Annotated in this window: 29 protein-coding genes and 1 tRNA gene; 10 read left to right on the top strand and 20 right to left on the bottom strand. The window is 67.6% G+C overall.

From position 1 onward, the window contains the following. Positions 1–2: 2 nt before the first annotated feature. From TX76_RS01015 to TX76_RS01030, 4 genes are all read right to left on the bottom strand, one after another. Positions 3–290: a GYD domain-containing protein gene (locus tag TX76_RS01015; RefSeq protein WP_049898411.1), complete on the bottom strand. Its 288-nt coding sequence runs from the start codon at positions 288–290 to the stop codon at positions 3–5. Positions 291–716: 426 nt separating this feature from the next. Then, the gene (locus TX76_RS01020) at positions 717–989 is read right to left on the bottom strand and encodes a hypothetical protein (protein ID WP_049898413.1); all 273 of its coding nucleotides are present in this window, start codon (positions 987–989) and stop codon (positions 717–719) included. 154 nt (positions 990–1,143) lie between these two features. Beyond that, positions 1,144–1,335: a hypothetical protein gene (locus tag TX76_RS01025; RefSeq protein ID WP_049898415.1), complete on the bottom strand. Its 192-nt coding sequence runs from the start codon at positions 1,333–1,335 to the stop codon at positions 1,144–1,146. Positions 1,336–1,453: 118 nt separating this feature from the next. Then, entirely contained in the window at positions 1,454–2,128 is a 675-nt protein-coding gene (locus TX76_RS01030) for a helix-turn-helix domain-containing protein (RefSeq protein WP_049898417.1), read from the bottom strand. 369 nt (positions 2,129–2,497) lie between these two features. Between TX76_RS01030 and TX76_RS17400 the strand changes: the two genes are divergently transcribed. The 5 genes from TX76_RS17400 (at position 2,498) to TX76_RS01045 (ending at position 5,505) form a co-directional block, all read left to right on the top strand. Further along, the gene (locus tag TX76_RS17400) at positions 2,498–2,665 is read left to right on the top strand and encodes a hypothetical protein (RefSeq protein ID WP_154018966.1); all 168 of its coding nucleotides are present in this window, start codon (positions 2,498–2,500) and stop codon (positions 2,663–2,665) included. Between the two features lie 204 nt (positions 2,666–2,869). Then, a complete protein-coding gene (locus TX76_RS01035; RefSeq protein WP_049898419.1) occupies positions 2,870–3,523 on the top strand; it encodes a helix-turn-helix domain-containing protein in 654 nt (217 codons plus the stop codon). A gap of 368 nt (positions 3,524–3,891) precedes the next feature. Continuing rightward, positions 3,892–4,056: a DUF7563 family protein gene (locus TX76_RS17905; protein ID WP_195155970.1), complete on the top strand. Its 165-nt coding sequence runs from the start codon at positions 3,892–3,894 to the stop codon at positions 4,054–4,056. A 13-nt stretch (positions 4,057–4,069) separates the two neighbouring features. Beyond that, positions 4,070–4,765: a helix-turn-helix domain-containing protein gene (locus TX76_RS01040; protein WP_228842275.1), complete on the top strand. Its 696-nt coding sequence runs from the start codon at positions 4,070–4,072 to the stop codon at positions 4,763–4,765. 332 nt (positions 4,766–5,097) lie between these two features. After that, a complete protein-coding gene (locus TX76_RS01045; RefSeq protein WP_049898423.1) occupies positions 5,098–5,505 on the top strand; it encodes a hypothetical protein in 408 nt (135 codons plus the stop codon). Between the two features lie 2 nt (positions 5,506–5,507). On the opposite strand, the gene TX76_RS01050 is transcribed toward TX76_RS01045, so the two are convergent. From TX76_RS01050 to TX76_RS01085, 9 genes are all read right to left on the bottom strand, one after another. Continuing rightward, positions 5,508–6,836, bottom strand: coding sequence for a class-III pyridoxal-phosphate-dependent aminotransferase (locus tag TX76_RS01050; RefSeq protein WP_049898425.1), 1,329 nt, complete (start codon positions 6,834–6,836; stop codon positions 5,508–5,510). A 59-nt stretch (positions 6,837–6,895) separates the two neighbouring features. Further along, positions 6,896–7,171, bottom strand: a complete 276-nt coding sequence (locus TX76_RS01055) for a PadR family transcriptional regulator (RefSeq protein WP_049898426.1) — start codon at positions 7,169–7,171, stop codon at positions 6,896–6,898. A 313-nt stretch (positions 7,172–7,484) separates the two neighbouring features. Further along, positions 7,485–8,195, bottom strand: coding sequence for an ABC transporter ATP-binding protein (locus tag TX76_RS17910; protein ID WP_049898428.1), 711 nt, complete (start codon positions 8,193–8,195; stop codon positions 7,485–7,487). Continuing rightward, positions 8,196–9,014: an ABC transporter ATP-binding protein gene (locus TX76_RS17915; RefSeq protein ID WP_049898430.1), complete on the bottom strand. Its 819-nt coding sequence runs from the start codon at positions 9,012–9,014 to the stop codon at positions 8,196–8,198. Further along, positions 9,007–10,362, bottom strand: coding sequence for a branched-chain amino acid ABC transporter permease (locus TX76_RS01070; RefSeq protein ID WP_079890711.1), 1,356 nt, complete (start codon positions 10,360–10,362; stop codon positions 9,007–9,009). Before TX76_RS01070 ends, TX76_RS17915 begins: the two co-directional genes overlap by 8 nt. After that, a complete protein-coding gene (locus tag TX76_RS01075; protein WP_049898432.1) occupies positions 10,359–11,273 on the bottom strand; it encodes a branched-chain amino acid ABC transporter permease in 915 nt (304 codons plus the stop codon). Before TX76_RS01075 ends, TX76_RS01070 begins: the two co-directional genes overlap by 4 nt. Positions 11,274–11,282: 9 nt before the next feature. Continuing rightward, positions 11,283–12,710: an ABC transporter substrate-binding protein gene (locus TX76_RS01080; RefSeq protein ID WP_049898434.1), complete on the bottom strand. Its 1,428-nt coding sequence runs from the start codon at positions 12,708–12,710 to the stop codon at positions 11,283–11,285. 400 nt (positions 12,711–13,110) lie between these two features. Next, positions 13,111–13,257 carry a hypothetical protein gene (locus TX76_RS17920; protein WP_195155971.1) on the bottom strand — a complete coding sequence of 49 codons (147 nt, stop codon included), beginning with the start codon at positions 13,255–13,257 and terminating at the stop codon, positions 13,111–13,113. A 309-nt stretch (positions 13,258–13,566) separates the two neighbouring features. Then, a complete protein-coding gene (locus TX76_RS01085; RefSeq protein ID WP_049898435.1) occupies positions 13,567–14,496 on the bottom strand; it encodes a DUF1028 domain-containing protein in 930 nt (309 codons plus the stop codon). Positions 14,497–14,881: 385 nt separating this feature from the next. Between TX76_RS01085 and TX76_RS01090 the strand changes: the two genes are divergently transcribed. Further along, entirely contained in the window at positions 14,882–16,282 is a 1,401-nt protein-coding gene (locus TX76_RS01090; RefSeq protein WP_049898436.1) for a hypothetical protein, read from the top strand. A 15-nt stretch (positions 16,283–16,297) separates the two neighbouring features. Here the strand turns inward: TX76_RS01090 and TX76_RS01095 are convergent, their stop codons facing one another. Next, the gene (locus TX76_RS01095) at positions 16,298–16,684 is read right to left on the bottom strand and encodes a DUF7528 family protein (protein WP_049898439.1); all 387 of its coding nucleotides are present in this window, start codon (positions 16,682–16,684) and stop codon (positions 16,298–16,300) included. A gap of 212 nt (positions 16,685–16,896) precedes the next feature. Here TX76_RS01095 and TX76_RS01100 point away from each other — a divergent pair, with 212 nt between their 5' ends. Beyond that, positions 16,897–17,631: a DUF7117 family protein gene (locus TX76_RS01100; protein ID WP_049898440.1), complete on the top strand. Its 735-nt coding sequence runs from the start codon at positions 16,897–16,899 to the stop codon at positions 17,629–17,631. 96 nt (positions 17,632–17,727) lie between these two features. Further along, on the top strand, positions 17,728–18,681 hold the full coding sequence (locus TX76_RS01105) for a TIGR03557 family F420-dependent LLM class oxidoreductase (protein ID WP_049898578.1): 954 nt from the start codon (positions 17,728–17,730) through the stop codon (positions 18,679–18,681). 32 nt (positions 18,682–18,713) lie between these two features. On the opposite strand, the gene TX76_RS01110 is transcribed toward TX76_RS01105, so the two are convergent. From TX76_RS01110 to glyA, 3 genes are all read right to left on the bottom strand, one after another. Beyond that, positions 18,714–19,220, bottom strand: coding sequence for an NUDIX hydrolase (locus tag TX76_RS01110; RefSeq protein WP_049898442.1), 507 nt, complete (start codon positions 19,218–19,220; stop codon positions 18,714–18,716). Next, complete coding sequence (locus TX76_RS01115) at positions 19,220–20,158, bottom strand: tetrahydrofolate dehydrogenase/cyclohydrolase catalytic domain-containing protein (RefSeq protein ID WP_049898443.1); 939 nt, start codon at positions 20,156–20,158, stop codon at positions 19,220–19,222. Before TX76_RS01115 ends, TX76_RS01110 begins: the two co-directional genes overlap by 1 nt. A gap of 62 nt (positions 20,159–20,220) precedes the next feature. Further along, positions 20,221–21,468: a serine hydroxymethyltransferase gene (glyA, locus tag TX76_RS01120; RefSeq protein ID WP_049898445.1), complete on the bottom strand. Its 1,248-nt coding sequence runs from the start codon at positions 21,466–21,468 to the stop codon at positions 20,221–20,223. A 198-nt stretch (positions 21,469–21,666) separates the two neighbouring features. On the opposite strand from glyA, the gene TX76_RS01125 reads away from it, so the two are divergent. Further along, entirely contained in the window at positions 21,667–22,224 is a 558-nt protein-coding gene (locus TX76_RS01125; RefSeq protein ID WP_049898446.1) for a hypothetical protein, read from the top strand. A 34-nt stretch (positions 22,225–22,258) separates the two neighbouring features. Next, entirely contained in the window at positions 22,259–24,019 is a 1,761-nt protein-coding gene (locus TX76_RS01130; RefSeq protein ID WP_049898448.1) for a YcaO-like family protein, read from the top strand. A 315-nt stretch (positions 24,020–24,334) separates the two neighbouring features. Here the strand turns inward: TX76_RS01130 and TX76_RS01135 are convergent, their stop codons facing one another. The 3 genes from TX76_RS01135 to TX76_RS01145 all read right to left on the bottom strand — a co-directional run bounded on the left by TX76_RS01135 (position 24,335) and on the right by TX76_RS01145 (position 26,422). After that, positions 24,335–25,477: a DUF63 family protein gene (locus tag TX76_RS01135; RefSeq protein WP_049898450.1), complete on the bottom strand. Its 1,143-nt coding sequence runs from the start codon at positions 25,475–25,477 to the stop codon at positions 24,335–24,337. Positions 25,478–25,624: 147 nt separating this feature from the next. After that, positions 25,625–25,708 (bottom strand) — tRNA-Leu (locus TX76_RS01140). Between the two features lie 57 nt (positions 25,709–25,765). After that, positions 25,766–26,422, bottom strand: a complete 657-nt coding sequence (locus TX76_RS01145; RefSeq protein WP_049898452.1) for a sulfite exporter TauE/SafE family protein — start codon at positions 26,420–26,422, stop codon at positions 25,766–25,768. Positions 26,423–26,447 lie beyond the last annotated feature (25 nt).

The following is a 26,447-nucleotide window of genomic DNA, read 5'->3' on the forward strand; positions in this document are numbered from 1 at the left end:
GGTCAGATATCGTCGACGAGTTCGCCGATCCGTTCCAGTGGGAGCGTCCGCATCGTGTTCGTGTCGAGACCGTGGCGCTCGATGGCCTGCGAGACTTGAAACGCCGTTTCGCCGCTCTCGACCTCGAAGGCGAGATGGAAGTCGTAGTCCCCGAGAACCACGTACGTCTGGAGGATTTCGCCGCCGAGGCCTTCGATGTCCTCGCGGATGGTTCCCCAGACCGATACCAGCTCCTGGGGGTTCTGGAACTCGTCCTCGTTCACGTCGATGCGGGCGATGTAACTGGGCATGGTCGTTGTTCGGGCCGCGACCCTAAAACCACAAGCCCTGAACGAACACGAATCCGCCCGGCGGGAGGGGACCCTTCGGAGGATGTCACGCAACGGAGGCCCTCCGGTGCGCCAGGCGTGCTGGAGTCCGAAGTCCCGTGAACCGTTCTCGGTCAGCCCCGACAGACGGACGGCCTTGGATATCCACTCTCCTTCCCCGCCTTGGTAGGTCTACGTACAGGAGATACGCTCACAGCATCGGGTCGGTCGCACGATCCGAGTGGCGAGCACGAGTTCGACGTCCGGCTCGGACGACTCGTTAGTCGGAATCGTGATAAAACGTGATTCGACATCAGCTACTGCCCGCATCGCTCGTCGTCACGGGCACGATGTCGGCCCGACAGCCGGACTCGCGCCGAAGAGTGTTCGGCCGGCATCACTGTTCCATCAGCGCCGGTCGAGCTGCTCCAGTGCTTCGTCGAGATGGCGCTGGCTGTCGGCATCGCGGGCGAGCACCGTCCGTTTCCACGCACCGTCCTCGAAGGCGAGATCGATCACCGTGCGGTCGGCGAGAGCCACGGCTCGTTCGAGGCCATCGTTCCGGACGGTGTGTTCGCGGGAGGCGAGTTCGATGAACCCGTCCACGATGGTGCGTGCTCTGAGTCGCTCGATATCGGCCCGCTTCAGCGGGCGGGAGGGCAGCGGATCGAGCAGTTCCATGGCTACACGAGCGTTGGATCCGCAGCGACAAGCACTCTCGGCTGGAACGGCGAAGGCGTTTTTATACCCTCTCGACAGGGACGGCATTGCCGGCTCTGGCCGCAGCTCTCGATGCCCGTCTCGGCGGTGGGTGATCGCCGTGGCCGGACGGCGGCTACTCGCGGCGTCGTTTCTCGATCTCGGTGATCTCGACCGTCCAGTCCGGGACGTCCGTCGACGGATGGCGCACGTCGATGCCGCCGTCGGGATCGATGTGGTTGTCGTGGGCGGCGTGGACGAGTGTCTCGACTAGCGTTTCGAACTCCGCTCGTGTCGTTGGATCGAACTCGGAGTCACGAAGTGGCATCGTCCTTCGCTGTCGACATCTACGAGATGTCGAACCATCGAGGTTCGGCTTCGACAGCGAAGGGTTTTATCAATCGTCGCATCACGCCGGGCTTCAGGCGGGACGGGGGAGCCGTCGATCACTCCCGGTGGCCCGAAAGCGACGTGTCGGCCGCGGTGAGCAGCGTCGCCGTGATGAGGGACGACTCGCCGCGGCGGAGCCGCTGTGACACCGCCGAGTCGGAGACCCCGAGCGTCTCGCCGAGTTCGCTGATCGTGGTTCCGCGGGGAATCGAGAAGTAGCCCCCGTCGTAGGCCGCGGTGAGTGTCTCCTTTTGATCCGTCGTCAACCCGAACCGCGACCGCGACGCCGCCTCGACCGGGTTGTGTACTCGGTCCAGTTCCATGTCGACGCCGTCCTCGATCCCGGCGCGATAGAACGCCGACAGCGAGTCGTACTCCGGAAAGCGGAGCTGGAACTGCCACTCGTCGTCGGTGCCGACCGCCTCCAGCACGGCCACCTCGTACGCCACGAGATTGGCGAGGAAACTGTCGACGTCCTCGGTCCACTCGATCCGGAACAGCACCCGATCGTCGAACGCATCGACCTGCGTGACGGCTTCGACCACCGGCTCCTCGCCGAGTGCGGCTTCCGCAGTGTCGGCATCCGTCGCCTCGATCCAGAAGTAAGGTAAGGCGAGGCCGCTCGATGGAACCAGCTGTTCGATCTCGATGCGGTCGGCCGGCACGGCCCGCATCGTCTCGCCCAACACGAAGTCCTCGCTCGGGATCGTGATATCGGCGATGACCGTCACCGCCCTGCCTCGGGAGAACGACGCTCGTCGAACCGCGTAGAGTGGGCTATGACTGCCAGTCGAACCATGGACGGGTGTCGTCCCGGCATGGATATCAAGGTTGTTCATCTGGGGGGAGTCGTCGGCTGGCGATCCGCCAGCGCGCCGGACGCGCCGTGTGCGGACGGCACACATGGACATCCAGTTGGAAGGTTTATCCCACGAGGGACAGTAAGGAAGACACGAAGCACGACTCCGAACACGATCCCTGTTTCACAGTGCCGGGTGCCGCTCGGTGCCGTGATCCTCTCATGTGGAACCTCCGTGTTCCAGCACGACTTCACACCGGAGGACCCACCGATGACATCATCAGGCCCGCGGAACGGCCGCATGACCGAAGCAGAGTTCGTCGCCGGACTCGACCGACTCGTCGCCGAGGCGCGTGACGCGAACGTCTCGATCGAGGGCGCGTACAACGTCCGCTCGCCGCGTCCCGCCGACCCGGATTACACCGTCGAGGTCTCGGAGATCGCCGACAGGCACCGACTGATCGAGTGAGGAGACGTGGAAGGGAACCGCGACGAGCAGCCCCGTCGGTGTCTGCGCCCGATATGAACGGCTTGGATCTCAAAGCCAGCGTTACTTGATACGTCCGTTCCAACGGCGACCACCAGCAGACGTGAGCCGGATCGAACGAACTGTCGGGAGGGGAGCTGATTTACGCATGGACCACTGGCGAGTACGTACGAACAGGGAGGGAGTGTGAGCGTCATCATCGAAATCGCGGTGCCGGCGGCGGAGTTCGCGCTCGGTCGATCGCTCGAGAGCATCGAGAGCACGCAGTTCGAACTCGAACGCATGGTGCCGACCACCGACGCGGTCGTCCCGTTTTTCTGGGCGCACGACGCCGACCCCGCGGCGCTCGAAACCACCCTCGAAGCCGACGAGGACGTCATCGGCGTCCGGATGCTCGACGAACTCGACAGCAGAACCCTGTTCCGCGTCGAGTGGGTCCCCGATATCAACGGTCTCGTCCGGAGCATCATCGAGCACGATGCGGCGATCCTCGAAGCGATCGGCACGAACGACCGCTGGGAGTTCCAGCTCCGCTTTCCAGACGATACCAGCGTCTCGACGTTCCGGACGACTCTCGGCGAGTCGGACGTCACCTTCGAGCTCCGGCGGATGTACAACCCCGACGACCCCGAAACCGACGTCTCGGGACTGACGCCCGCCCAGCGCGAGACGCTGTTGCTGGCGCTCGAAGGGGGGTACTTCTCGATTCCCCGCGAGACCAACCTCGTGGAGCTCGCCGACGAGCTCGACATCTCGGACCAGGCGGTCAACGAACGGATGCGCCGGGGGATGACCAAACTCGTCGCGGCGTCGCTGACTGCGGGTTCCGACGCCGAGTGAACCGATGCGGTTCGCCGGTTTTCGTTGCGTCACGATGCTCGGCGGATCGTGGTCGACGGTGAACGGCACGGACTACCGTCCGACAGCTTCACGGACCGGGGAAAAACCCACCGAGCGCGGTCTCGACGTGGTTCGGCTCGTCCGCGAGGTCGTGCCCTTCGGCGTCCATAGTGGGCCGTGCTGACGGGGAGGCGAAACATGGGTGGCCTGCATGGATGTCGAGACGGACGAGTACCCGACGGCCCCGGTGTCGACACGAGACGACTGTCGGCCGACAGTAGGCGAAGCCGACACGGAAGATCGGCCTTGACACCCATGTCTCAGTACCTTCCCGACGGCGAAAGTACCCACGTTGGGAGGAAGATCGCATGCCATACTGCCAGAACTGCGAGTCGTTCGTGACCGACCAGTACGCGCGGGTGTTCGCACCACCCGGGATACACGGCGTGCGCGTCTGTCCGCAGTGCGAGGACAAACTCCGCGAAGGAGCCGAGGTCCGCGAGGCCCACTCGCCTCGCCACACCAATGACTGAACGTGTCGGGACAGTGAGCCCACCGGAACCGCAGTCCCTCTCGGCGTCCACGAGCGCGAGCACCGCGCGGTTCGCCATCCCGGCCGAGAAGTTCGCGCTCGCCGACCTGTTCGAGCGCGTGTCCGACGCGCGCGTCGAGTGTGAACCCGCGGTCGCCAACCCCGACGACCACGCCCTGCTGGTGGTGCGGGCCGACGGGCACGAGCGGTCGGTCGACGCCGGGGTTCGATCCGATCCGGGCGTCGGGGCGGCCGAGCGGTTCGGCGAGCGTGCGGACGGCTGGACGTACCGAGTGACGTGGGCGGGGCGTCCTCGCCGGATCATTCGGCGGCTCGTCGCCGCGGACGTCACGCTCCTGTCGATGCGAGGGCGGGGCGGCCGGTGGAAGCTCAGAGTGCTGGCCGCCGATCGGGACGGGGTCGCCGAGGCCCACGACGTCCTCGACGATCTCGACTGTGCAGCCGAGTGCCGGATGGTTTCAGCCTTCGACGGCGAGGGGACGAGCCACGCCGGGCTGAGCGACGAGCAGCGAGAGGCGCTCGTCACGGCGTTCGAGGCCGGCTATTACAACGTTCCGCGGGACGCCACGGCGAACGAACTCGCAGCGGACCTCGGCATCAGCCATCAGGCGCTCTCCGAACGGTTCCGGCGCGCGTGCGAGCATCTCGTCGAAACTGAACTCGTTTTCGGCGACACCGATCGTTTGTAAAACATCGCTCCGAAACCATGTCAGAAACCGATCCAAAGGACGGCGATGACTTGACTCGAGAATGCAGCAGTTGCGGTGATTCGGTGCTATCGGTGTATCTCGAAGACGGACTGTGTCACCAGTGCCGGCGGGAATGACTCAGAACTCACGACAGCGAAACCGTCTCGGCTGGAAAAGGAACCGAAAACCAAAGCGGAAGAGCCCCCGTCTGCCCATGCTGGTCCCCTCGATCTGTCGATCCCCCACACCGTCCAGCGGTCCGCCACGGCCCAGCGAGGCCGTCGGCCGAACACCGAAACACCCGTAGTCTGCCGAGACGATGGAAGGAACGAATGAACTCCGGCGAACACTTCCTGCTGAGCGTTCCGGTGGTCGGGCGGGTACTCGCGGCGATCGGCGATCGCTACTCCCCGCGTCAACGAGCGGCGCTCGCGGGTTACGGACTCGGGCTCGGCGTACTGATCGACCTCGATCACTTCGTGCTCGCCAGGCTCCGCGTCGGCGACTGGCGGCACGTCCGGAACTGCCTCCGGGACCCGAAGCGGGTGTTCTTCGAGCAGGACAGCATGTTCGCGGGCACCGGCGAGATGGCGAAGCTCCGACTATTGAGTCACGTCGTCATTGCCGGTCCCCTCACCGTGCTCACGGGACGGATCGACCGACGGCTCGGCGTTCTGACGGGCGCGATACTCTACGTCCACGTGCTCGCCGACCTCCTTCGGGACAACGAGATCGTCTGAGCCTACTCCCGGATCGCGTCGAGTAGTAGGGTCGCGCCGAGGTCGATCTCGCGCTCGGTGACGTCGAGCGGCGGGAGGATGCGGAGGGTCTTGTGACCGCAGGCCAGCGTGAGCAGCCCCTGCTCGAACGCGCGTTCGAGCGCGCCGTCACGCTGCTCGGGAGTGTCGAACTCGAGCGCCAGCATCAGGCCCGTGCCGCGCACGTCGATCACGGGTTCGGGGTCGGCGTCGACGACGCGCTCGACGAACTGGCGACCCCGCTTGGTGGCGTTCGCGAGGAGATCGTGTTCCCGGATGGCGTCGATCGTGAGCGCGCCCTGCATCGAGGAGAGGATGTCGCCCGCGCCCCACGTCGAGGAGAGCCGGCCCTCCTCCTCGGGGAAGACGTCCGACCGGGAGATCGTCGCTCCCACACGAAGCCCCTTCGCGGCGGTGATGACGTCGGGCTCGATCGGGTAGTGATCCGCACCCCACCACTCACCCGTTCGTCCCATTCCCGACTGGATCTCGTCGGCCACCAGCGCGATGTCGTACTCCTCGCAGACAGCGGCGACCTCCGACGCGAACGCCTCGCTCGGCGGGTAGTACCCGCCCTCGCCCTGGATCGGTTCCATGATAAGGTAGGCGACCTCATCGGGCGCGACCGAGCCGGCGGCCTCACTCAGCATCCGGCGGAGCTGTGAGGTGTCACCGGCGAAGAAACCACACGAGCAGGAGTCGGCGTCACAGGATCGATCGCGGCAGAACGGCACGTCGTGGATTCCCGCAATTTCGGGAAAGTCGTGGCGGTAGACCTGTTTCGAGCGGTTGAGCGAGAGCGCGCCGAGCGTTCGGCCGTGGAACGCGCCCTCGAAGGTGATGCCGTAGGAGCCCCCGCCGTCGTAGCAGATCTTGATCGCGTTCTCGACCGCCTCCGCGCCGGAGTTCGACAGAAAGACCCTGTCCATCCCGTACTCGCCGGTGATGTCGGTCAGTCGCTCCATCAGTCCCGCCGGCCCCGGGAAGTCGGGATCGTCGGCCGGTCCCGATCCCACATAAAAGTCGTGACCCGCGATCTTCAGTGGATCCACGAGATCGAACTCCGCCATCGGCTCCATGATCTTGGGGTTGTTGTACCCGAGCGGTGCGGCCCCGACGTGACAGGTGAAATCCATCAGGACGTTGCCGTCGACGTCGGTGCAGAACGGGCCGTCAGCGGGGGCGGTCGGGTCCCAGACGAACTCGTAGACGTGGGTGCTCGGCGCGGCGACGCGGTGCTGGCGATCGACCCAGTCCCTCGCGCGCTCGCCCGGGAACCCCCGGACGCGCGGCTCCGCAGTAGCGCGGTCCATGTCGCAGCCGGGCGGGCCGGGTTCTTAACTAATTCGTTGTGGTTCGCGCAACTCTTGCATCAGACGTCGACGTACTGTGACTCCCACTCGCGTCTCGCCTCGATCTCGCGCCGCCCTCGTCGAGTGAGGTCGTAGTAGTTGGTCCGCCGGTCGAGCTGCCCCTTCTCGACGAGTCCCTTCTCGACGAGCGTGTCGAGGTTCGGGTACAGCCGGCCGTGGTGGATCTCGGTCTCGTAGTACTCCTCGAGTTCGTCCTTGACCGCGAGACCGTGTGGCTCGTCCTGGCCCGCGATGGTGTACAGCAGGTCGCGCTGGAAGCCGGTGAGGTCGTGCATGTCCCATCGGACAGTATGTGTTTGATTATCATAAACATGACGGAACTGTCCGTCATCGAGGAGGACGAAGCCACCGAGAATCCGGGCCACGAATCGTGTTCGTGGCGGTTCGATTCTCGGTCGCCGTGCTCGTATCAGACTCGACATTACCATCAACCTTGCGAGACGTGCGTCACGGTATGGTCTACCGTGAACGGATACGAGCGCCGGCGTCACCATCGCGCAGTGGATCGTCTTGCCAGCCGTCACGGTCGACACCCACCGTGGTGGGCCGTTCGATGGACGACGCTCCGCGAGTCCGCTCGCGACCCGATCAGCCGCCGAGGTACAGCTCCGAGACCTCGGGGTTGTCGAGGAGCGTATCGGCGTCGTCGGCGTACGCGACCGATCCCTGGTCGAGGACGTACCCCCGCTCGGCGATCGAGAGCGCCTTGCGCGCGTTCTGCTCGACCATCAAGATCGCCGTGCCCATCGCGTTGACCGCCTCGACGTCGGCGAACACCTCGTCGGCGGTGTTGGGCGCGAGCCCGGCGGAGGGTTCGTCGACGAGCAGGACGTCGGGCTCCATCACGAGGGCGCGCGCGAACGCGAGCACCTGGCGCTGACCTCCCGAGAGGGTGCGAGCCTTCGCGCTTCGCTTCTCCGAGACGATCGAAAAGCGGTCGTAGAGCTCGTCGATCACCGGGCCGAGGTCGTCGTCGCGGGCAGTCCCGCCCATCCGGAGGTTCTCCTCGACGGTGAGCGAGCCGAACACGTTCTGGGTCTGGGGCACGTAGCCGATCCCCGCCCGAACGATGTCCTCGGGGGCCATCCCGCCGATCTCGTCGCCGTGATACCTGACCGCGCCGCGCCACGGCGTCAACAGCCCGAACACCGTTCGCAAGACTGTGGACTTCCCGGCCCCGTTGGGACCGATCAGACAGGCGATCCCGTCGGCGTCGAGCGTCAAGGAGAGATCGTCGAGCACCTGGACGTCGCCGTAGCCGCTGTCGACGTTCTCGACGGCGAGGATAGGTGAGGTCATCTATCCGCCCCCGCCGAGATAGGCGTCGATCACCCGGTCGTCCTCGCGGATCGCCTCGGGCGCGCCCTCGACGAGCACGCTCCCCTGATCGAGCACGATGATCGGGTCGGCGAGGTGCATGATGAACTCCATGTCGTGTTCGATGATCAGGAAGGTGACGCCCGCTTCGTTGAGCGCGGCGATCCGGTCGCGGAGCTCGTTGGCGAGCGTGGGGTTGACGCCGGCGACCGGCTCGTCGAGCAGCAGGATCTCGGGCTCGGCGAGCATCGCGCGGGCGAGCTCGACCAGCTTCAGCTGCCCCCCGGAAAGCTCGGTCGCGGGCTGGGTCGCGAGGTGGCCGATCTCGAACTGTTCGAGGATGCGCTGGGCGTCGGCGAGCGTCGCGCGCTCCTGGTCGGTCACCCGATCCCCGGCGGTGAACAGCGCACGAAAGGACTCGCCGACCTGGGACTGGGCTCCGACCAGCATCGCCTCGCGGACGGTCATCCCCTCCAGCTTCCGTGGCGTCTGAAAGGTCCGAATGAGACCGTGGTCGGCGATCTCGTGGGGCTTGCGGTCGCTCACGTCCGTGCCATCGACCGCCACCGAGCCCCCATCCGCATCGTAGAATCCCGTGACGAGGTTGAACAGCGTCGACTTGCCCGCACCGTTCGGCCCGATCATCCCCGTGATCGTGCCGCGCTCGACGGTAAAGGAGGCGTCGTCGGCGGCCACGAGCCCCCCGAACGTCTTTCGCAGTCCCTCGACGTCGAGAACGACGTCCGACTTCTCGCGGTTCGCGCCGTCGTGGATCGCCCTCGATCCTTCGCTCTCACTCATCGCGGTCGTCCTCCGTACTCCGATCGTCCCCCGTTGCGTGCCGTTCGTCTCCCCCAGCGCTTCGATCGCCTCCCGTCGTGCTCGGCTCGTCCGCCTCCGCGTTCCCCCCGTCCGCCGGGGTTTCGGTCGGATGGGAGCCAGGCGCGGCGCGCCCGCCGGCCGGGGTGTCGTCGTCGAGCGCCGCCGGCCAGATGAGTTCGCGCTGTGGCGGAAGGATACCTTCGGGACGGAACCGCATCACGAGCACGATGAGCAGTCCGATGACGAGCAATCGCGTCGACGCGAAGTTGCCGACCACCGTGGCGTAGGTGGACTCGATCACGCCGAGCGCGCTCGGGAGGTCGACCGGCAGCGTCGCCGGGAAGGCGTTGCCGAGAAATCGGGTGCCTTCCTGGATAGCGACGATGACGAACCCGCCGAAGATCGCACCGCGGTTCGAGCCGCTGCCGCCGAGGATGACCGCGATCCAGACGTAGAAGGTGTTGATCGGTTCGAGGTCGCCGGGGCTCACGAACAGGTTGAGGTGGGTGTAGAACACGCCCGCGAGCGCCATGATCACGCTGCCGAGCACGAACGACTGCATCTTGAACGCGTAGGTGTTCTTCCCGAGCGCCTCCGCGAGGTCCTCGTCCGAGCGGATCGTCCGGAGGACCCGGCCCCACGGCGAGCGATGCACCCGGCGGAGGAGGAGGTAGGTGACGGCGACGAAGATCGTCACGAGCGCCACGTTGAGCGACGACTGCCAGAACGACTGGCCGAGCACGATCGGGCTTCCTGGAATGATTTCGATGCGGATGCCCGGCATCGCCTGGGGGAACGTTTCGAGCACGGGCCACCCCTCGAAGAACCCGGGAATCGATCGAACGCCCGCGCTCCCGTTGGTCCACTCGTTCTGGTTGAGCACGATCAGCCGGACGACCTCCGCGAGGCCGAGCGACGCGATGGCGAGGTAGTCCGCGCGGAGCCGGAGCGTCGGGATCCCGATGAGGACGGCGACGACCGCCGCGAGGGCGAGCCCGACGACGAGCCCGATCAGGGGGTTGAACCCGCCAGCGAGGGGCGAGGAGTCGGCGGTCAACAGTGCGGTTCCGTAGGCTCCGAGCCCGAAGAACGCGGCGACCGAGAAGTTGATCAGTCCCGTGTACCCCCACTGGGCGTTCAGGCCGAATGAAAGCAGCACGTACATCCCGACCAGTCCGAGGAGGTAGAGGAAGTACGCGGGCCCGAGCCCGCCCGAGAACAGTCCGTACAGCAGGAGGAGGGAGACGACGGCGATGAAGCCAGCGACGCCCCGTTCGGCGCGGGTCAGGTCGGCGACGGCGCTCCGTGGCCTGGTGAGTGCGCTCACGTCGCCGCCTCCCCGGCGATCCCGCTGGGACGGACGAGCAACACCGCGACCATGATGACGAACGCGAGCGCGTTCGCGTACTCGATCCCGATCGGGATGCCGACGTCGGTCAACAGCGGGGTGAGCTGATTCACCATGCCGATGAGGAACCCGCCGAGCATCGCCCCATAGACGGAGCCGATGCCGCCGAGGATGACCGCGGCGAACACCACGAGAAGGATGTTGAACCCCATCCGCGGCGAGAGCTGGTTGTAGAGGCCGAGGAAGACCCCACCCGCGCCCGCGAGCCCGGCCCCGATGATCCACGTCCAGAGCTTGACGCGGTTCGTCCGGATGCCGCTCACCCGCGCGAGGTTCGGGTTGTCGGCGGTGGCGCGCATCTTCCGACCGAGGTCGGTGTACTGGAGGAGAACGTGGAGCGTGCCGACGAGGATCGCCGCCGACGCGACGATGGCGACGTCGTGGAGCGTCACCCGGATCCCGTAATCGACGAGCGGGTCGATCGGTCGGAGGATCGGGACCCCGAACTCGGTGAAGTCGGTCCCGAACCCGAGCTGGACGACCGCCCGATAGACGAACGCCACCCCGATCGAGGTGATCAGCATACCGATCGAGCCGGCGTCGAGCGGTTCGTACACCAGCTTGTGGGTGAGGACCGCGACGACCGCGGCGACCGCAACGCCGACCGCCAGCGCGACGAAGAAGCCGAGCGGGAGCCCGAGCACCGCGATCCCCAGGCCGCCGACCGAGCCGAAGGTCACGAGCGCGGCGTAGGCCCCGATCGTCATGGTGTCGCCGTGGGCGAAGTTGGCGAAGTCCGCGATGGAGTACACCAGCGAGAGCCCGATGCTCGCGAGGACGATGATGCTGCTGAACACCAACCCGTTCGCGACGTATTCGAGGACCGACATCGACGGGGATCAGCCCTCGATGGTGCCCGTGGCGACGTACTCGTGGTTTTCGACCGTGAAGATCTGGAGGAACCCCACCGGATCGCCGTTCTCGTCGAAGTCGATCGGCCCGGAGACGCCCTGGTAGTCGATGTCGCTGGCGGAGCCGTCCTCGCCGAGGGCGTTCATCGCCGCCTCGAAGGTGAGGGCCTCCTCGCCCTCCGGGCGGGTCACGTCGCGAACGGTTTCGGAAAGCGCCGCGCCGGTGAACTCCTCGGCGGTCGCGATCGACAGCGCCGCGGTGATCACGCAGTCGTAGGCGTAGGCGGACCACGCGGTCGGCGACGCGTCGTACTCCGACTCGAAGTCCTCGGCGAACGCCTGGTAGTTCTCCTGATCGACCGCCGCCGAGGGGGCCACGATCTTCATTCCGGCGAGGCTCCCCTCGGGCGTGTTGCCGATGACGTCCGATCCCTTGACCGAGTCCGCACCGTAGAACTGCGCCTCGTAGCCGCTCGAGTACGCCTCCTGGGCCATCGACGTGAACTCCGGCTGGTAGGTGATGAACAGCCACGCGTCCGCGCCGGCGTCGGCCATCCCCGAGACGACCGACGAGTACGACGACTGGCCCTGGTCGTGGGACTGGTTGTAGGCGACGTCGCCCTCCCACGCGCTCGTGAACGCGTCGGTGATCCCCTGGCCGTAGTCGTTGTTGATCCACGTGATCGCGACGGAGTCGTAGCCGTCCTCGGCGATGATGTCCGCCAGCGCCGACGACTGGACGCGACCCGTCGGCGACATCCGGAGCAGGCCCGAGAACTCGGACAGATCGGGGCTCGTGGAGTTCTGGCTCAACTGGACCACGTCGGTGCCCTGGATCACCGACTCGTAGATGGCGAGCGACACCCCGGAGCCGACCGCACCGATCACGAACGGGACGCCGTTCTGGTTGACGAGTTTCTGTGCTGCGCTCACGCCCGACTGGGCCTCTGACTGGGAGTCCTCGACGATGATCTCGAGGTCGCGTCCGCCGATGCCGACCTCGTTGACCGCGGCGAGCGCGAGGTCCTTCCCGCGCTCGTTTCGCTGGCCGAACGCCGACAGCGAGCCGGTCTGTGAGTCCACCATGCCGATGGTGTACGGGCCGGAGCCCCCGGCACCGCCATCGCTCTCGTTCCCGGAACTCCCGTCGGTCTCGCCCGCCGCTTCGGTGTCCTCGCCGGTCGCGTTCCCGGCGTCTCCACCCGACCCTTCGCCGGTGCTCGCAGCGGTCGCCGTGTCGCCGCCGGCTCCGCCTTCGGTCTCCGTCGCGGTGTCGGCTCCGCCGCTGTCGTTGCTGTCGTTCCCGTCGCCACCGTCGGTCGTGCTGATGCACCCGGCAGTGAGGGCGAGCCCGGCAGTGCCGGCGAGCTTCAGCAGGTCCCGTCGTTTCGGATCGTATCGGTTCTTTCGTGACATACGAGCTATCGGTTTGGTATGGAGCGTGGTAACGTCTTGTATCTTCCGGGGGTGTCCGGGACACCGCGAACCTGGTGTCGGTCGTGGGGGCCGCGAAGCGTGCTTGCGACTCGTCCGCGACGGATCGTTTCTCTCCCCGTCACCCGAGTCACCGCGCGCCGAACCTGATGTTCATCGACGAACCCGAGAGCCGCCGCTGCTGGGATACCTGTCGCCTCGACTCCGGGGTGGATTCAGCCCCGGCTGATCGGTTCTGTTCGATGGAAAGCGGCCGACGCGGGAGAAAAGCCCACGTCGGCAGCTTGCCGCCCTGAATTGGTCCCCGCTGACGCTTCGGCCCTCCAAGCGAAGCGTCACTCATACCCAACGGTCAGTCACACTTAACGCTATCGGCCGGTGGCTACATGTGCTCCTCTTCGAGCGCCCACCCGAGGGCGCGGCGGTAGTAGGTGAACATCTGCCTGACGCCCTCGTGGTTCATCTCCTCGTCCGCCAGCTCCTCGGCGAGGAACTCGTACTGCTCGCGGATTTCCTCTTCGGAGCGCATACCTCGGTTACGGGCGAGCGCGTCATGAACCTTGACCCGTCGTCGGCAATCCGGATCGGCTGCCGTGGACAGATGTTCCTCTATCGACCGAATTTGATCGTCTTCGGATCGTCCCTATGTGCGGTGGCGCGCGGGAGCGCGTCGAAGACGCGCGACCCATGCGAGGGATGACTGAGCGAGTGAAGCGAGCGAAGGAGTCGGTTGGGGAGGGCGTGGCCTGCAGTCTCTCATTAGAGTCGGGGTCGTCCCGGAAGGGTCGGTACCGTCGCTAGAGACTACAGCGGCGTGTTTAGCCGCCGCCGGAGAATATCACGCCCGTTCGAGTCGCGAGAGTCCGTGCCAGACCGCGTTCACGAGCCTGGTCTCGCCGGAGCCCTCCGCGTCGTCCCAGCCGCGTGCGAGCGCGTCCTCGACGAGGTCAAGCGAGTGGTTCTCGAAGTTGTTCGCGCCCCGAAAGGCTTCGAGCGCCTCGCGGTCGGCGTCGTCGAACGAGCCGTCCGGCGTCGCGCCGTCGAACCCCGCCTGGCCGAGCGCCGCCGCGACCGCCTCGGCGGTTTCGCCGTCGAGGCTTTGGGTCTCGGCGGGCGGCTCGCGTTCGAGCAGCGTGACGTCGTAGAGCCGGAAGACGCGTTCGAGTTCGTCGATTGGACTGTGGTGATCGTCCACCCGGACGTCGATCCAGCGGTCGTTGCCGCCGTCGTAGCCGCCCTCGGGTTTCACGACGGAGAGTGCCGCGCTCTGCTCGCCGCGCTTGTCGCCGCCGGCCTCGTTGCCCGCCTGCAGCGCGGCGATGAGCTTCTCGGGCAGCCCGCCCTCGGTGGTTTCGTAGGTCTCGGCCATCGCTTCGAGCGTGTCGGGGTTTTCGAGGATGTTGCCCTGCACGGTGTAGTTCTCGCCCTGGATGTCGCCCGCGTACGCGAAGCAGTCCTCGCCCGTGAACGCCGCGATCGAGCCGTCCTGGCCGACGACGCCCACCTGACGGTCGGGCGCGTCGTCGTCGGCCTCGGTCAGCCGCTCGACGACCTCGCTCGCGGAGTGGCCCTCGCGCAGGAGATCGAGGCCGTCGGGGCCGTAGGCGACGTTCGCGAAGCTCTGGGTCGCGATCGCGCCCGCGTCGGCGCTCGCGAACGGGACCACCGAGCCCACGCTGACGAACTTCGACTGGACCGCGACGCCCACCGCGTCCTGGTCGGGGTCGCGCGCGACGATCGAGAACGTGCTCGGCCGGGGAGTCGGCATACCACCGCGAGGGGGGCCACCGGCAAAAGCGTTGATTCCACCGCAAAGTCCGCTTCCGAGCGAGGGTGGTCGGCGCGCGGCGGGCGCGTCGTGGTGCGGAGACGCGCCCGCTCGTGCGAGGGATGACTGAGTGGAGTGAGCGAATGCGAACGGAGCGAAGGAATCGGTTGGGGAGGAGCGTGGCGTGGTGCGGAACGGTTGCTGGGAAGGCTACTATCCGCGCGAGTGGAGCGAGCGCGGTTTACCGCGAGCGAACACAGTGAGCGAGCGGGTGTTTTTAGTCCAGGTTTTTGCGACGAGTGGTCGGCGAACGACGTGAGCCGATCCCGAGGAGTAAAAAAGTGGGTCGAAAGCGATTAACCGTCCCCGCGCACACCGCCGATCGATGGTCGGGAGCGTCGACGAGTCGGGATCGCTGTTCTCGGGGCGCGAGCTCCTCGCGATCGCCTGGATCGGGCTCACGACGGTCGTCGCATTGAACGTCATCGTTCGGTGGACGAACGGCGGGCTGATCGACAAGATCCAGGGTGCGACGCCCACCTACTGGCCGATCAGCATCTTCACGTTCCGGCTGGGGCGTCTTCGACCGGCGTGGGCGATCGGGGCGACGGCCGCCGCGATCTTCGTGTTCATGCTGGCGGGCGTGTACTGCTGTCGGCGGAAGAACCGGATCGCGCCGGTCGTCGTGGCGGGGCTCCTCTTGCTCGGTCTCTCGAACCTCGTCCACGGGTTCGATCACGGGTTCGTCGCCCCGCTCGCCACCCGCCAGGGGTACTACCAGCTGGCTCCCACTATTGCGGATCCGCTCGCGTTCGTCGGGAACTACGAGGCGAACCAGCTCTCGTACGTCGTCCACGCGCGAACCCATCCGCCGGGAGCGGTGCTCACGTTCACGCTGCTCGACCGGCTCTTCGGGTCGCGTGCCCTCGTTTCGGCCGCCATCGCGCTCGTCTCGCTGCCCGCCTCCTCGCTCCTGCTCTACCGACTCGTCGGGACGTACTACGACCGCGACGTCGCGTGGTACGTCACCGTTCTTTTCGTGCTTCTGCCCGCGGTGCAGATCTACTTCCTCGCCTCGCTTGACGCGATCATCGCCACGCTGATGCTCGGTGCGGTGTACTTTTTCACGCGCGAATCCCGACTCGCGCTCGTCGGTTCATTCGTCTGTCTGCTTGTCGTCTCGTCTCAGATGTTCCTGTTCGTCTTTCTCTTGCCCGTGCTGGCCGCCATCGCCGTTCGCCGCCGCGAGAAACGCGTCCCGTTCGCCGCGATCGTGCTCGGCCTCGTCGCGTTCTACGCATTCGTCGACGTCGCGCTCGGCTACGACTACCTCCACTCGTTCACGATCGCCTCGAACCAGCAGAACCCCGGCGGGTTCCTGCTGACGGCCAAGCCGGCGTGGTACGTCTACAGTCGGCTGGAGGACGTCGCCGAGCTCGCGCTCTTCTTCACCCCGTTTTGCTGCCTGCTCGCGGCCCGGGGCGCACGGGCGCTCCGGCGGGACGTGCTCGGCCGTGGTGGGTGGCTCCCCGAGAACGCACGCGAGCGCGACCCCCTCGTGATCGCCGGCACCGCGATCGGGTCGTTCGTCGCGCTGCTCGCCGCGGGGGTCTATCACACCGGCGAGACCGCCCGCGGCGCGATGTATCTCTACCCGTTCCTGTTGCTCCCGGTCGCGGCCGCCCTCCGGCGGATCGCCCCCGACGAGCGCGAGCGGTGGCTGCTCGCCGCGGCGGTGTTCGGGCAGTCGCTCCTGATGCAGCTCGTCGGCGGCTATCTCTGGTGAACCTCTCCGGCCGTCTCAACCCGCCTCCTCGGAACCGCGTTTTTCGGCCGTGAGCGGCTGACGAGCGGTGAGGGTGCAGTCGAAGGCGGGGTGTTCGACGACGTGGCGCACGAGCAGGTGCCGACGGCCCCCGGTCACGCCAGGCACGTCGACGTCCGCTGCGGTGAACGTCGCTGGCAGCGTCGCGTACCACTCGCGAAGGTCGGCGAACCCGTCGAACACTTTCCGGTGGCCCGACGAGTCCGCGCCGCGGCGCGAGACCACGTAGCTTCCGTCCGCCCGGTGAGTGCCGACCGTGTGGACGTACTCGCGGCGCTCGGTCAGCGCCTCGCCCAGCGCACCCCGGAGCGCGGCGGCCGCGTCCCTGTCGAGGGAATGTGCCTGCTCGGAGAGCGCGACCACGACCCGCTCGCCGTCGGACCGGACCGATACCTCATCGCCGGAGAATTTCTCGATCAGGAGCGTGGGTACTCCGTGACATACGATCCCTCATCCGGGTGCGTCCATGATAAATCCCCGTGCTCGCGCGGCGTTCGGAGCGTCGTCTCGCGCACGGCCGCCACGCAACGCGACGCGATGGTCCCGTTTTTGGGTCCGGCGGTCGAACGGTGGGTATGCGCATCCGCGGCGAACGGGAGTGCACCGAGTGTGGCGCGCGGTGGTCGTACTACGAGACCGGGAGCGTGAGCTGTCCCGACTGCGGGAGCCTCCGGAGCGTCGGCGTCGACGACCGCACCCGCCACACCGCGACCGCGGGAGCGCTCGACCTCTCGGCGGCGCGCGATCGGCTCGACGCGAGCAGCAACGACGACGCGGACACCCGCGAAGCGGCCGAGAACGCCGCCGAGGCGTGCCGGGAGTTCGTCCGCCAGCACGGGTTCATCGACTCGGGCGAGCTCGCACCGCTCGACGGAACCTATCTCGCGGCGCTCGAACTCCGCTACGTCGCCGAGGAGATCGGTCGCGCGATGCGGACCGACGACGCTGCGGAGCGGTACTTCCTCTCGCTGCTGGGTGGAGCCGACGAGGGCGAGCGCCCGCCGCCCGAGGAGGTCCCCGACTCGCTCCGGACGGCTCGCGGCCTGGCAGCAGCCGACGCAGTGGGGGAGTACCGCCGGGAGGCGGGCACGTATCTCGACGACCACCCCGACCCCGCGGCGAGCGCGGCGTTCGCCAGCCTGGCCGAGCACCGAAAGCGCGTCGCGGCGCTCGACGGCGACGTGGCCCCCGCGACGGCGGAGCGCCTGGTCCGGGCCGCACGCGATCTCGGTCGGTATCTCCGAGAGGACGACGAGGGAGCGCTCGTGACCGCGCGCGACCGGCTCGATCGGCTTCACGACGACGTCTGATACGCGACCCGGCAGGTGTCGGCAACAGCGTTTATTCGCTCGCCGTCGATCGTGCGAACGAATGATCCAGAAACGCACGGTCGGGAGGGACGGATCGTGACGCAGCTCGGCTACACCTTATCGAGCGAGGAATTCGGCCCGAACGAACTAGTGAATCAGGCCGAGCGCGCCGAGGAAGTCGGATTCGACTTCGTTAGCGTCTCGGATCACTACCATCCGTGGCTCGAAGCCCAGGGCGAGTCGCCGTTCGTCTGGAGCTCGCTCGGCGGGATCGCGGCGTCGGTCGAGGAGATCGACGTCGCAGTGGGTGTGACCTGTCCGACGATCAAGACCCACCCGGCGATCATCGCTCAGGCGGTCGCCACGACGGCGGCGATGGTTCCCGAAAAGTTTTACTTCGGCGTCGGCACCGGCGAGCTCCTGAACGAGCACGTGCTCGGCGATCACTGGCCCGAACACCGCGTCAGACTGGAGATGCTCGAAGAGGCCGTCGAGGTAATGAGAGAGCTCTGGACCGGCGAGCAGGTGAGCCACCACGGCGAGCACTACGACGTCCAGAACGCTCGCCTCTTCACCCTCCCCGACGAGATCCCCCCAGTCTGCGTCTCGGCGTTCGGCGAACGTGCCGCACAGGGGGCCGCCGAGTTCGGCGACGGGTTCTGGTCGGTCGGGCCCCAGGACGTCGTTGAGGACTGGGAGGACGCGGGCGGCGAGGGGCCCCGGCTCACGCAGCTCCACGCCTGCGTCGCCGACAGCGAGGACGCGGCGGTCGCGACCGCCCACGAGCAGTGGGCGAACTCCGGGCTCCCTGGAGAACTCGCCGCCGAACTCCCGACGACGGCGCACTTCGAGCAGGCCACGCGGATGGTGAGCGAGGAGGACATCCGCGAGGGGTCGATCATCACCGAGCAGAGCGCGGACGCCCACATCGAGAGCATTCAGGAGGCCATCGACACGGGCTACGATCACGTCTACATCCACCAGATCGGTGCCGACCAGGAGGCCGCGCTCGCCCTCTACGAGAACGAGATCCTCCCCAGCTTCGACTGAGTCGCGCTACGCAGCGGTCCCGGCGCTGACTCTCAGTCAAGTCTGCCGTCGAGCAGCCTGGCGTAGAGGTCCGGCTCGAACGTGTCCGCCGGGAGCGAGCCGTGCCACGCGGCCTCGGCGATCGCCTCGTCGGTGAGTCCGGGATCGTCGGTCAGAACCGTACTCTCGGGCGTCGCCTCGAACACCGCGAAGTGAAAGACGAACGCGTCGTCACCGTCGGTGAACGTCTGCTCGGCGATCGCCGCGAGCCCGTCGATCCGCACGTCGATCCCGGTTTCCTCGTGCGTTTCGCGGGCCGCCCCTTCCCCCGGCGTCTCGCCCGATTCGAGCATCCCACCCGGGAGAAGCCACTGATCGTCGTGACGAACGAGCAGCACCCGGCCGTCGTGGACCGCGAGCGCGCCGACGCCCCAGCCCCGCTCGGCACGATCGCGTGCCGATTCCAGACTTTCCGTATCGATCTCGAAGGTGTTCTCGCTCCGGAGCACGTCGTCGTGGTCGGCGGCCAGCGCCTCGGGAACGGGATCGGGGTCGGTCATCAGGGGAGGTCGACCGTGACGCCTTCCTGTTCGCTCGCTGCGCGCACCGCGTTGTAGAGGAGCATTGCGCGAGTCATCGGGCCGACGCCGCCCGGAACAGGAGTGATGGCGCTCGCCTTCTCCGTCGCGCTCTCGAAGTCGACGTCGCCGACGATCTCGTAGCCCCGTTCGTTGTCCGACTGGCCGGACTCCGTCCGGCTGTCCTCCGAACGTCGTTCGGAGACTTCGACGCGGTTGTAGCCGACGTCGATGACGGCGACACCGTCCGAAAGCATGTCGCCGGTGACGAGCTCGGGGACGCCGCAGGCGGTGACGACGATGTCCGCACCGTGGGTTTTCGCCGCGAGGTCCTCGGTGCGGGAGTGACAGACGGTGACGGTGGCGTTCCCGTCGTCGGCCCGCCGGAGGAAGAGGTTCGCCAGCGGCTTGCCGACGAGGTTCGAGCGGCCGACGATCACGGCGTCGGCTCCCTCGATCTCGACGCCAGCGTGTTCGAGGAGTTTCTGCACGCCGTGTGGCGTACACGGGCGAAAGCGCGGCGTGCCCCGGACGAACCGGCCGACGTTTGCGAAGTGAAACCCGTCGACGTCCTTTTCGGGAGCGACCGCCTGGAGTGCGCGTTCGGCCTCGACGTGTTCGGGCAGCGGCGTCTGCACCAGCACGCCGTGGACTTCCGGGCGCTCGTTCAGATCCTCGACGACGCTCACGAGCTCCTCGGTCGGGGCGTTGGCGTCGACGTCCTCGTGGAAATCCTCGATGCCGACCTCGCGACAGTCCTCGTGCTTCCGTGTGACGTACGTCTCGCTCGCCGCGTCGTCACTCATCAGCACGGTCGCGAGACCGGGCCGAGCGTCGGCGTCCGCGAGCGTCTCGATGGCGTCCCGCAGATCGTCACGGAGGGACTGTGCGACCGCGTCGCCGTCGATCACGTTCGTCATGCAGGAGCGGGATGGGGCGCGCTAATCAACGGTCCGGATTCGGTCGCCCGCCGGATTCTGGATCACTCGTACAGCGGGTGGCGGTCGGTGAGCGCGTCGACATCGGCCGCGACCTCCTCGCGCACGCTCTCGTCGTCCGGGGCGTCAACGACGCGCGCGATGCAGTCGGCGACCTCCCGGCACGCGTCCTCGTCGAACCCGCGGGTCGTGAGGCCGGGCGTCCCGGCGCGGATGCCGCTCGCGACGAACGGCGAGCGCGTCTCGCCCGGCACGGTGTTCGCGTTCAGCACGATGCCGGCCTCCTCCAGGGCCTCCTCGACTTCCTTACCCGTGGTGTCGGGATGGGAGTCGCGGAGATCACAGAGCACGAGATGGGTGTCGGTGCCGCCCGACACCAGCGAAAGACCGTGCTCCTGGAGGCGGTCGCCGAGCGCCGCGGCGTTGTCGACGACCTGCTCGGCGTACTCCTCGAACGCGGGCTGGAGTGCTTCCTCGAACCCGACCGCCTTCCCGGCGATATTGTGCATCAGCGGGCCGCCCTGCATCCCCGGGATGATCGCGGCGTCGATCGCCGAGGCGTGCTCGTCGCTCGACATGATGATCCCGCCCCGACCTGCTCGAATGGTCTTGTGCGTCGAGCCGGTGACGAAGTCGGTGATCCCCACGGGAGAGGGGTGGACGCCAGCCGCGACGAGGCCCGTGATGTGGGCGATGTCCGCGAGGTGGTACGCGCCGACCGATTCGGCGGTGTCCTGGATGCGCTGCCACTCCACCTCACGGGGGTACGCCGAGTAGCCCGAGACGATCATGTCGGGCTCGAACTCCTCGGCGTGGTCGGCGAGCGCCTCGTAGTCGATGTACCCGGTTTCGGGGTCGGCCTCGTAGTTCTCGACCTCGTAGACCTGGCCAGCGAAGTTCTTCGGGTGGCCGTGGGAGAGATGGCCGCCGTGAGTCAGATCGAGCGAGAGAATTTTGTCGCCGGGATCGAGGGTGGCGAGGTACACCCCCATGTTGGCCTGGGAGCCGCTGTGGGGCTGGACGTTGACGTACTCGGCCCCCCAGAGCTCCTTCGCCCGGTCGATGGCGAGCCCCTCGACGTCGTCGGCGTACTCACAGCCACCGTAATACCGCTCGCCGGGATACCCCTCGGCGTACTTGTTGGTGAGTTCGCTACTCTGGGCCTCCATCACCGCCTCGCTGACGTGGTTCTCGCTCGCGATCATCATCAGCGTCTCGCGCTGGCGATCGAGTTCGCCGTCGAGCGCGTCGGCGACCGACGGATCGACCTCCCGAACACGGTCGTAGTCCATGACCGCACTCTCACCCCCAGGGTCAATATACTGTCGAAGGGGACAAGATTCAGCCTCTTCCGACGGTCCCACAGTCGATGAGGATTCGACACTCTCCGCGATTTCTGCCGGCGAATTCGCGGTTACGCCGAGACGGACGAGCCCCGTGACGTCGCCGCTATCACGTCGCTTATTCGGGCCGCGATCGTACGTCGCACGATGGCCGAACTGAACGAGGACGTCTTCGCGGCGGCCCGACAGCGAGGGCGCACCCTGCTGACCGAGGAGCTCGTCGCGCTGATCGAACGCCACCATCCGCACGACCGGCCAGGCGTCGCGCGCGAGGTCGTGACGCGGTACGCCGACGGCCTCCGTGACGAGACGTCGTACGATTTCGACCGCGACGCGTTCGTGGAGGAGGTCGACGCCCGCCTCGTCGACACCGAGACGTGGCAGGGGACCGACGCGCTCTACGCGCTCGGGGACGACCGGGTGAGCCGGTACCCCGCGCGATGGCACGACGCGCTCGGCGGCTCGACGGACGCCCGAGAGTACGTCGACTTCCTGCTGAACGAGACCGAGGGCTACCTCGACGATCTCGATTCGGGCGCGGCGGGCCGGGGCGTGCCCGAGGACGAACTGCTCGACGTCGTGAGCGTGGTCGGTCGGACCGACCGCGAGACCGCGAAGGCCGAGGTCGAGAAGGCGCGGGAGGCCGGCGATCTCGCCGAGGATGCCGACCAGCATCCCGATGCCCGCGTCCGCCCCGCCGAATAGGGAATCTTTTGCGCCGGGGGCCGCTGGACCGCGCATGAACGTCGGTATCGTCGGGAGTGGACCCGCCGCGGACGCGGTTCGCGCGGCGCTCGCCGAGGCGGATGCGACTGTGGAATCGATCGATCCCGTGGCGATCGACACGGTCGATCTCGGGATCGTGGTCGACGATTCGGGAGCCGAGTGCTTCGAGCGCGCGAACGATCACGCCCGCGAGAGCGCGACACCGTGGCTGGCGATCGAGCGCGGCGGTGTCGGTGGCCGGGCCGTCTGCGAGGCGTCCATCACGGGGTTTGGCCCAGAGACGGCGTGTTACGAGTGTCTGTCTCTGCGTGTCGCGGCGAACGCCGACAGCGACGGCGACTCCCCCGAAGACGATCCTGATGGGGGCGAGGCGGACGAGTCCGGCATCGATGCCACGGCGGCGTGGCTCGCGGGCGCGCTCGCGGGCACGGAGGCACGCCGGCTGTGCGCGGGCGAGCCCTCGCGGGTGCTCGGCGGCGTGATCGAACTGCCCCACGCCGAGCGCCGCGTGCTTCCGGTGCCGAACTGCGAGTGCGCGAGCGACGAAGAGCAGGACCGGTCGCTCGCGCGTGACTTCGAGGAACGCGACCTCGACGACGCGCTGGCGCGTGCCGAGCGCGCGCTCGACGATCGAGTGGGGATCGTCCGCGAGGTCGGTGAGGCCGCCTCCTATCCCGCGCCGTACTACCTCGCACGCACCGGCGACACGGCGGAGTTCAGCGACGCGAGCGCCGCGGGCGAGGCGGCGGGCGTCGCTGGCGACTGGAACGCCGCGTTCATGAAGGCGCTCGGCGAGGCGCTCGAACGCTACAGCGCCGGCATCTACCGCGACGCGAGGTTCACGCACGCGACGGCGAGCGATCTCGACGGCGCGATTCCACCGGGTGCGTTCGTCCTGCCCGGAAGCGCCGAACCGGCCACCGATGAAAGCGAGAGGCCGACGATCCCGTGGGTGCCGGGCGAGGAGATAGTAAGTGGCGCGTCGGTCCACCTGCCGGCGGAGCTCGTCCAGTTCCCGCCGCCCGAACGCCGTCACGGACCACCGATCACCACGGGATTGGGGCTGGGGAGTTCGGGAGCCGAAGCGCTGTGCTCGGGGCTGTACGAGGCCATCGAGCGCGACGCCGCGATGGTGTCGTGGTACTCGACGTTCGACCCGCTCGGCCTCGTGGTCGACGACGAGGGCTTTTCGACGCTCGCCGCACGGGCGCGCTCGGAGGGGCTGCGCGTGCACCCTGTCTTGTTGACCCAGGACGTCGACATCCCGGTGGTGGCGGTCGCTGTCGAGCGCGACGAGTGGCCGCGCTTCGCGGTCGGTTCCGCCGCGGACCTCGACCCCACCGCGGCCGCACGGTCGGCGCTCGCCGAGGCGCTCCAGAACTGGATGGAGCTGCGCGCGATGGGGCCCGAGGCCGCAGCGGCCGCCGAGGGTGCGATCGGGGAGTACGCCGAAACGCCGGGCGATGCGGCGACCTTCTTCGGGAGCGACGCCGGCGTTCCGGCCGCGAGCGTCGGTCCCGATCCGACCCCCACCGGAGCCGACGAACTCGACTCGCTCGCGGGGCGCGTGACCGACGCGGGGCTCGACGCCTACGCCGCGCGACTCACCCCGCGCGACGTCGAAGAACTCGGCTTCGAGGCGGTTCGCGTGCTCGTTCCCGCGGCCCAGCCCCTCTTTACCGACGAGCCGTACTTCGGCGAGCGTGCGGAGCGGGTGCCGCGCGAGTCGGGCTTCGAGCCGCGACTCGACCGCGAGTTCCATCCCTATCCCTGAGTCGAGCGGCGGCTGCGGGGCGGCGGTGGCGGTGCGGGCCTGGTGGATGAAGGGCGAGGGCGCGACCGGAGGGAGCGCCCGAGGGCTTCGGCGGTGCTGTGCGGTCGCGGTGTGGTTGCGGGAAAGCGCCAGCGACGATACCGCGAGCGAACGAAGTCGTTCGAGAGAGCTACGCTCTCTCGTGATGACGAGAGACGCGAAGCGTCTTTCGAACCATGAGTGAGCGGGTGTTTTTAGTCCAGGTTTTTGCGGGGAGGGGTACCCGCAGCGCGAGCGCAGCGAGCGCGACCCCCCGCAGTAAAAAAGTGGGGTTCGTTAGATCCCGAACGTCGCCCGGAGCATGTCCCGGGTCCCGGGCCCGAGGCCGACGACGATGACCGCGAGCAGGAGGAGCAGCGAGTAGCGCGGGCTCTCCTCGATGATCCGGTCGTCGAACAGCCAGAGGATGCCGACCGCGAGCGCGACCTTCACCACGAGGAATGGCCACGAGTCGCCGACCGCCGCGACGAACGACGGCGGGAAGACCGTCTCGGTGAAACCGACGATGATCGCGTTGGCCGGGTGTTTCGCGGTGTACTGGAAGGGGAGGCCGATGGCGTCCCACCAGTCGGAGGCGAGGACGTTCGCCACGCCGTCGATCGCCTGGGCCCAGATCACCGCGAGGCCGACGAACCCGGTGCCGGCGTTGATCGCGGGCTCGATCCGCTCGATCGCGAGATAGACCCCGCCGGCGATGGCCGAGGCGATCCCGAGCGTGAGCACGAGCATCTGTGGGTAAAAGCCCAGCGCCTCGGTCGAGATCGAGAGGAAGGTGAGATAGCCGAGCGTGGCCACAAGCGCGAGCGTGCCGAAGGCCGCGAGCGCTCCGTAGTACTCCGCGACCATCCCGCGGCGGGCGAGCCGGAGCGCCACGAGTAGCGCGACGAGCGTGACCACGAACACGGTCAGGTAGATGACGGGGCTGATGATGAGCGCGTTCGCGGGGTAGGAGATCGCGGCGGTCGCGGAGTCGGGAACGGCGTCGTTCGCGTCCTCGACCACCCGGAGCGCGCCGCCGAACAGCGCGAACGGGAGCAGTGCGTACAGGAGTCGCCGATCGGTCCCGACGCCGAGACGTTCGATCAACAGGAGGACGCCGATCAGCATGAACAGCAGGGTGAGCGCGTAGCCGACCTCGGAGACGATCGTGTAGCCGGGCCTCGCGACGACCGCCCCCTGCGCCGCGGCGGCCTGGCACGCACTCTCCTCGGCGAATCGCCGCACGACGCCGTCCGTCCGGACCGCACACGCCGCGTTGTGCGCGTCTGCGTCGATCGGTCCCCAGAAGTACCGCCAGAGAAAGCCCGAGTACACCCGCTGTGGGAACGCGACCGCGCTTCCCGCGACGACGATCACCGCCGCGATCGCTGCCGCGAGCCATCCCCGAACGGGGTCGACCCGGTCCGCTATCGCTGCCATACCCGAGAGGGACCCCGCCGGCGGTTTCACGGTTCCGGTTGCGCGCGTGGCGGACGCACAGCTTATCGAGATATCTTCGACAGCAATGTTGCGAGGGCAAGACTCCGTTCTTGCCCGCACTTTCGTGCCGCGCGAGGCGGCACGGAGTGCGAGGGACAGGATTTGAACCCGTGGACCTCTACAGGAGCGGAGCTTGAATCCGCCGCCGTTTCCAGACTTGGCTACCCTCGCACGCGCTCGTTTCTCGCCCGGCCGCGCGCTAAAGCGTTGCGGACCGATCACGCCGGCTCAGAGAACAGCGAGCCCGGTGAACTGCTCGGCGAGCAAGAGGAGACCGACACCGATGCCGAGAACGGCGGCTCCGGTTTCGAGATACCGCCGGAACCCTCGCGCGAGCGCGTGATTCCAGAGCATCGAGACACCGCCCATCGTCAGGATCGAGAGGAGACTGAACGCACCCAGAAAGGCGAGTCCGGTGTCGGTCGCGGGAGCCGTCGAGACCATCGCGACGACCAGCGCGCCGCTCCCCGCGAACCCGTGAACGACGCCGACGAGCAACGAGTCCCCGTCGAGGTGGTGGTGAGCGCCGAGTCGAACGGGACCGACCCTGAAATGTGAGTGGACCTGCTCGTCGTGCTCGTGCGTTTCCGTCCCGAACACCCCGACGAGCATCCGAACTCCGAGACCGACGAGAACCACCCCGACGACGATCTCGAACAGCTTCGTCACCTGCTCGGGAAACGTGACGCCGAGCAGCAGGAAGCCGACGCCGAGCGCGACGACGGGGATCGTGTGACCGACACCCCACGAGACGCCGACGACGCCGGAATGACGGTCTCGCCCGTCGTCCTCGACGAGCGTCGCGACGGCGGCGAGGTGATCGGCTTCGAGCGCGTGATACACCCCGAGCGCGCCGCCGGTGAGGGCGGCCGCGGTGAGTGACATACGCCGGGGTCTCGGGTCGTCGTCA

Source organism: Halococcus agarilyticus, from assembly GCF_000334895.1.
Classification (GTDB): domain Archaea; phylum Halobacteriota; class Halobacteria; order Halobacteriales; family Halococcaceae; genus Halococcus; species Halococcus agarilyticus.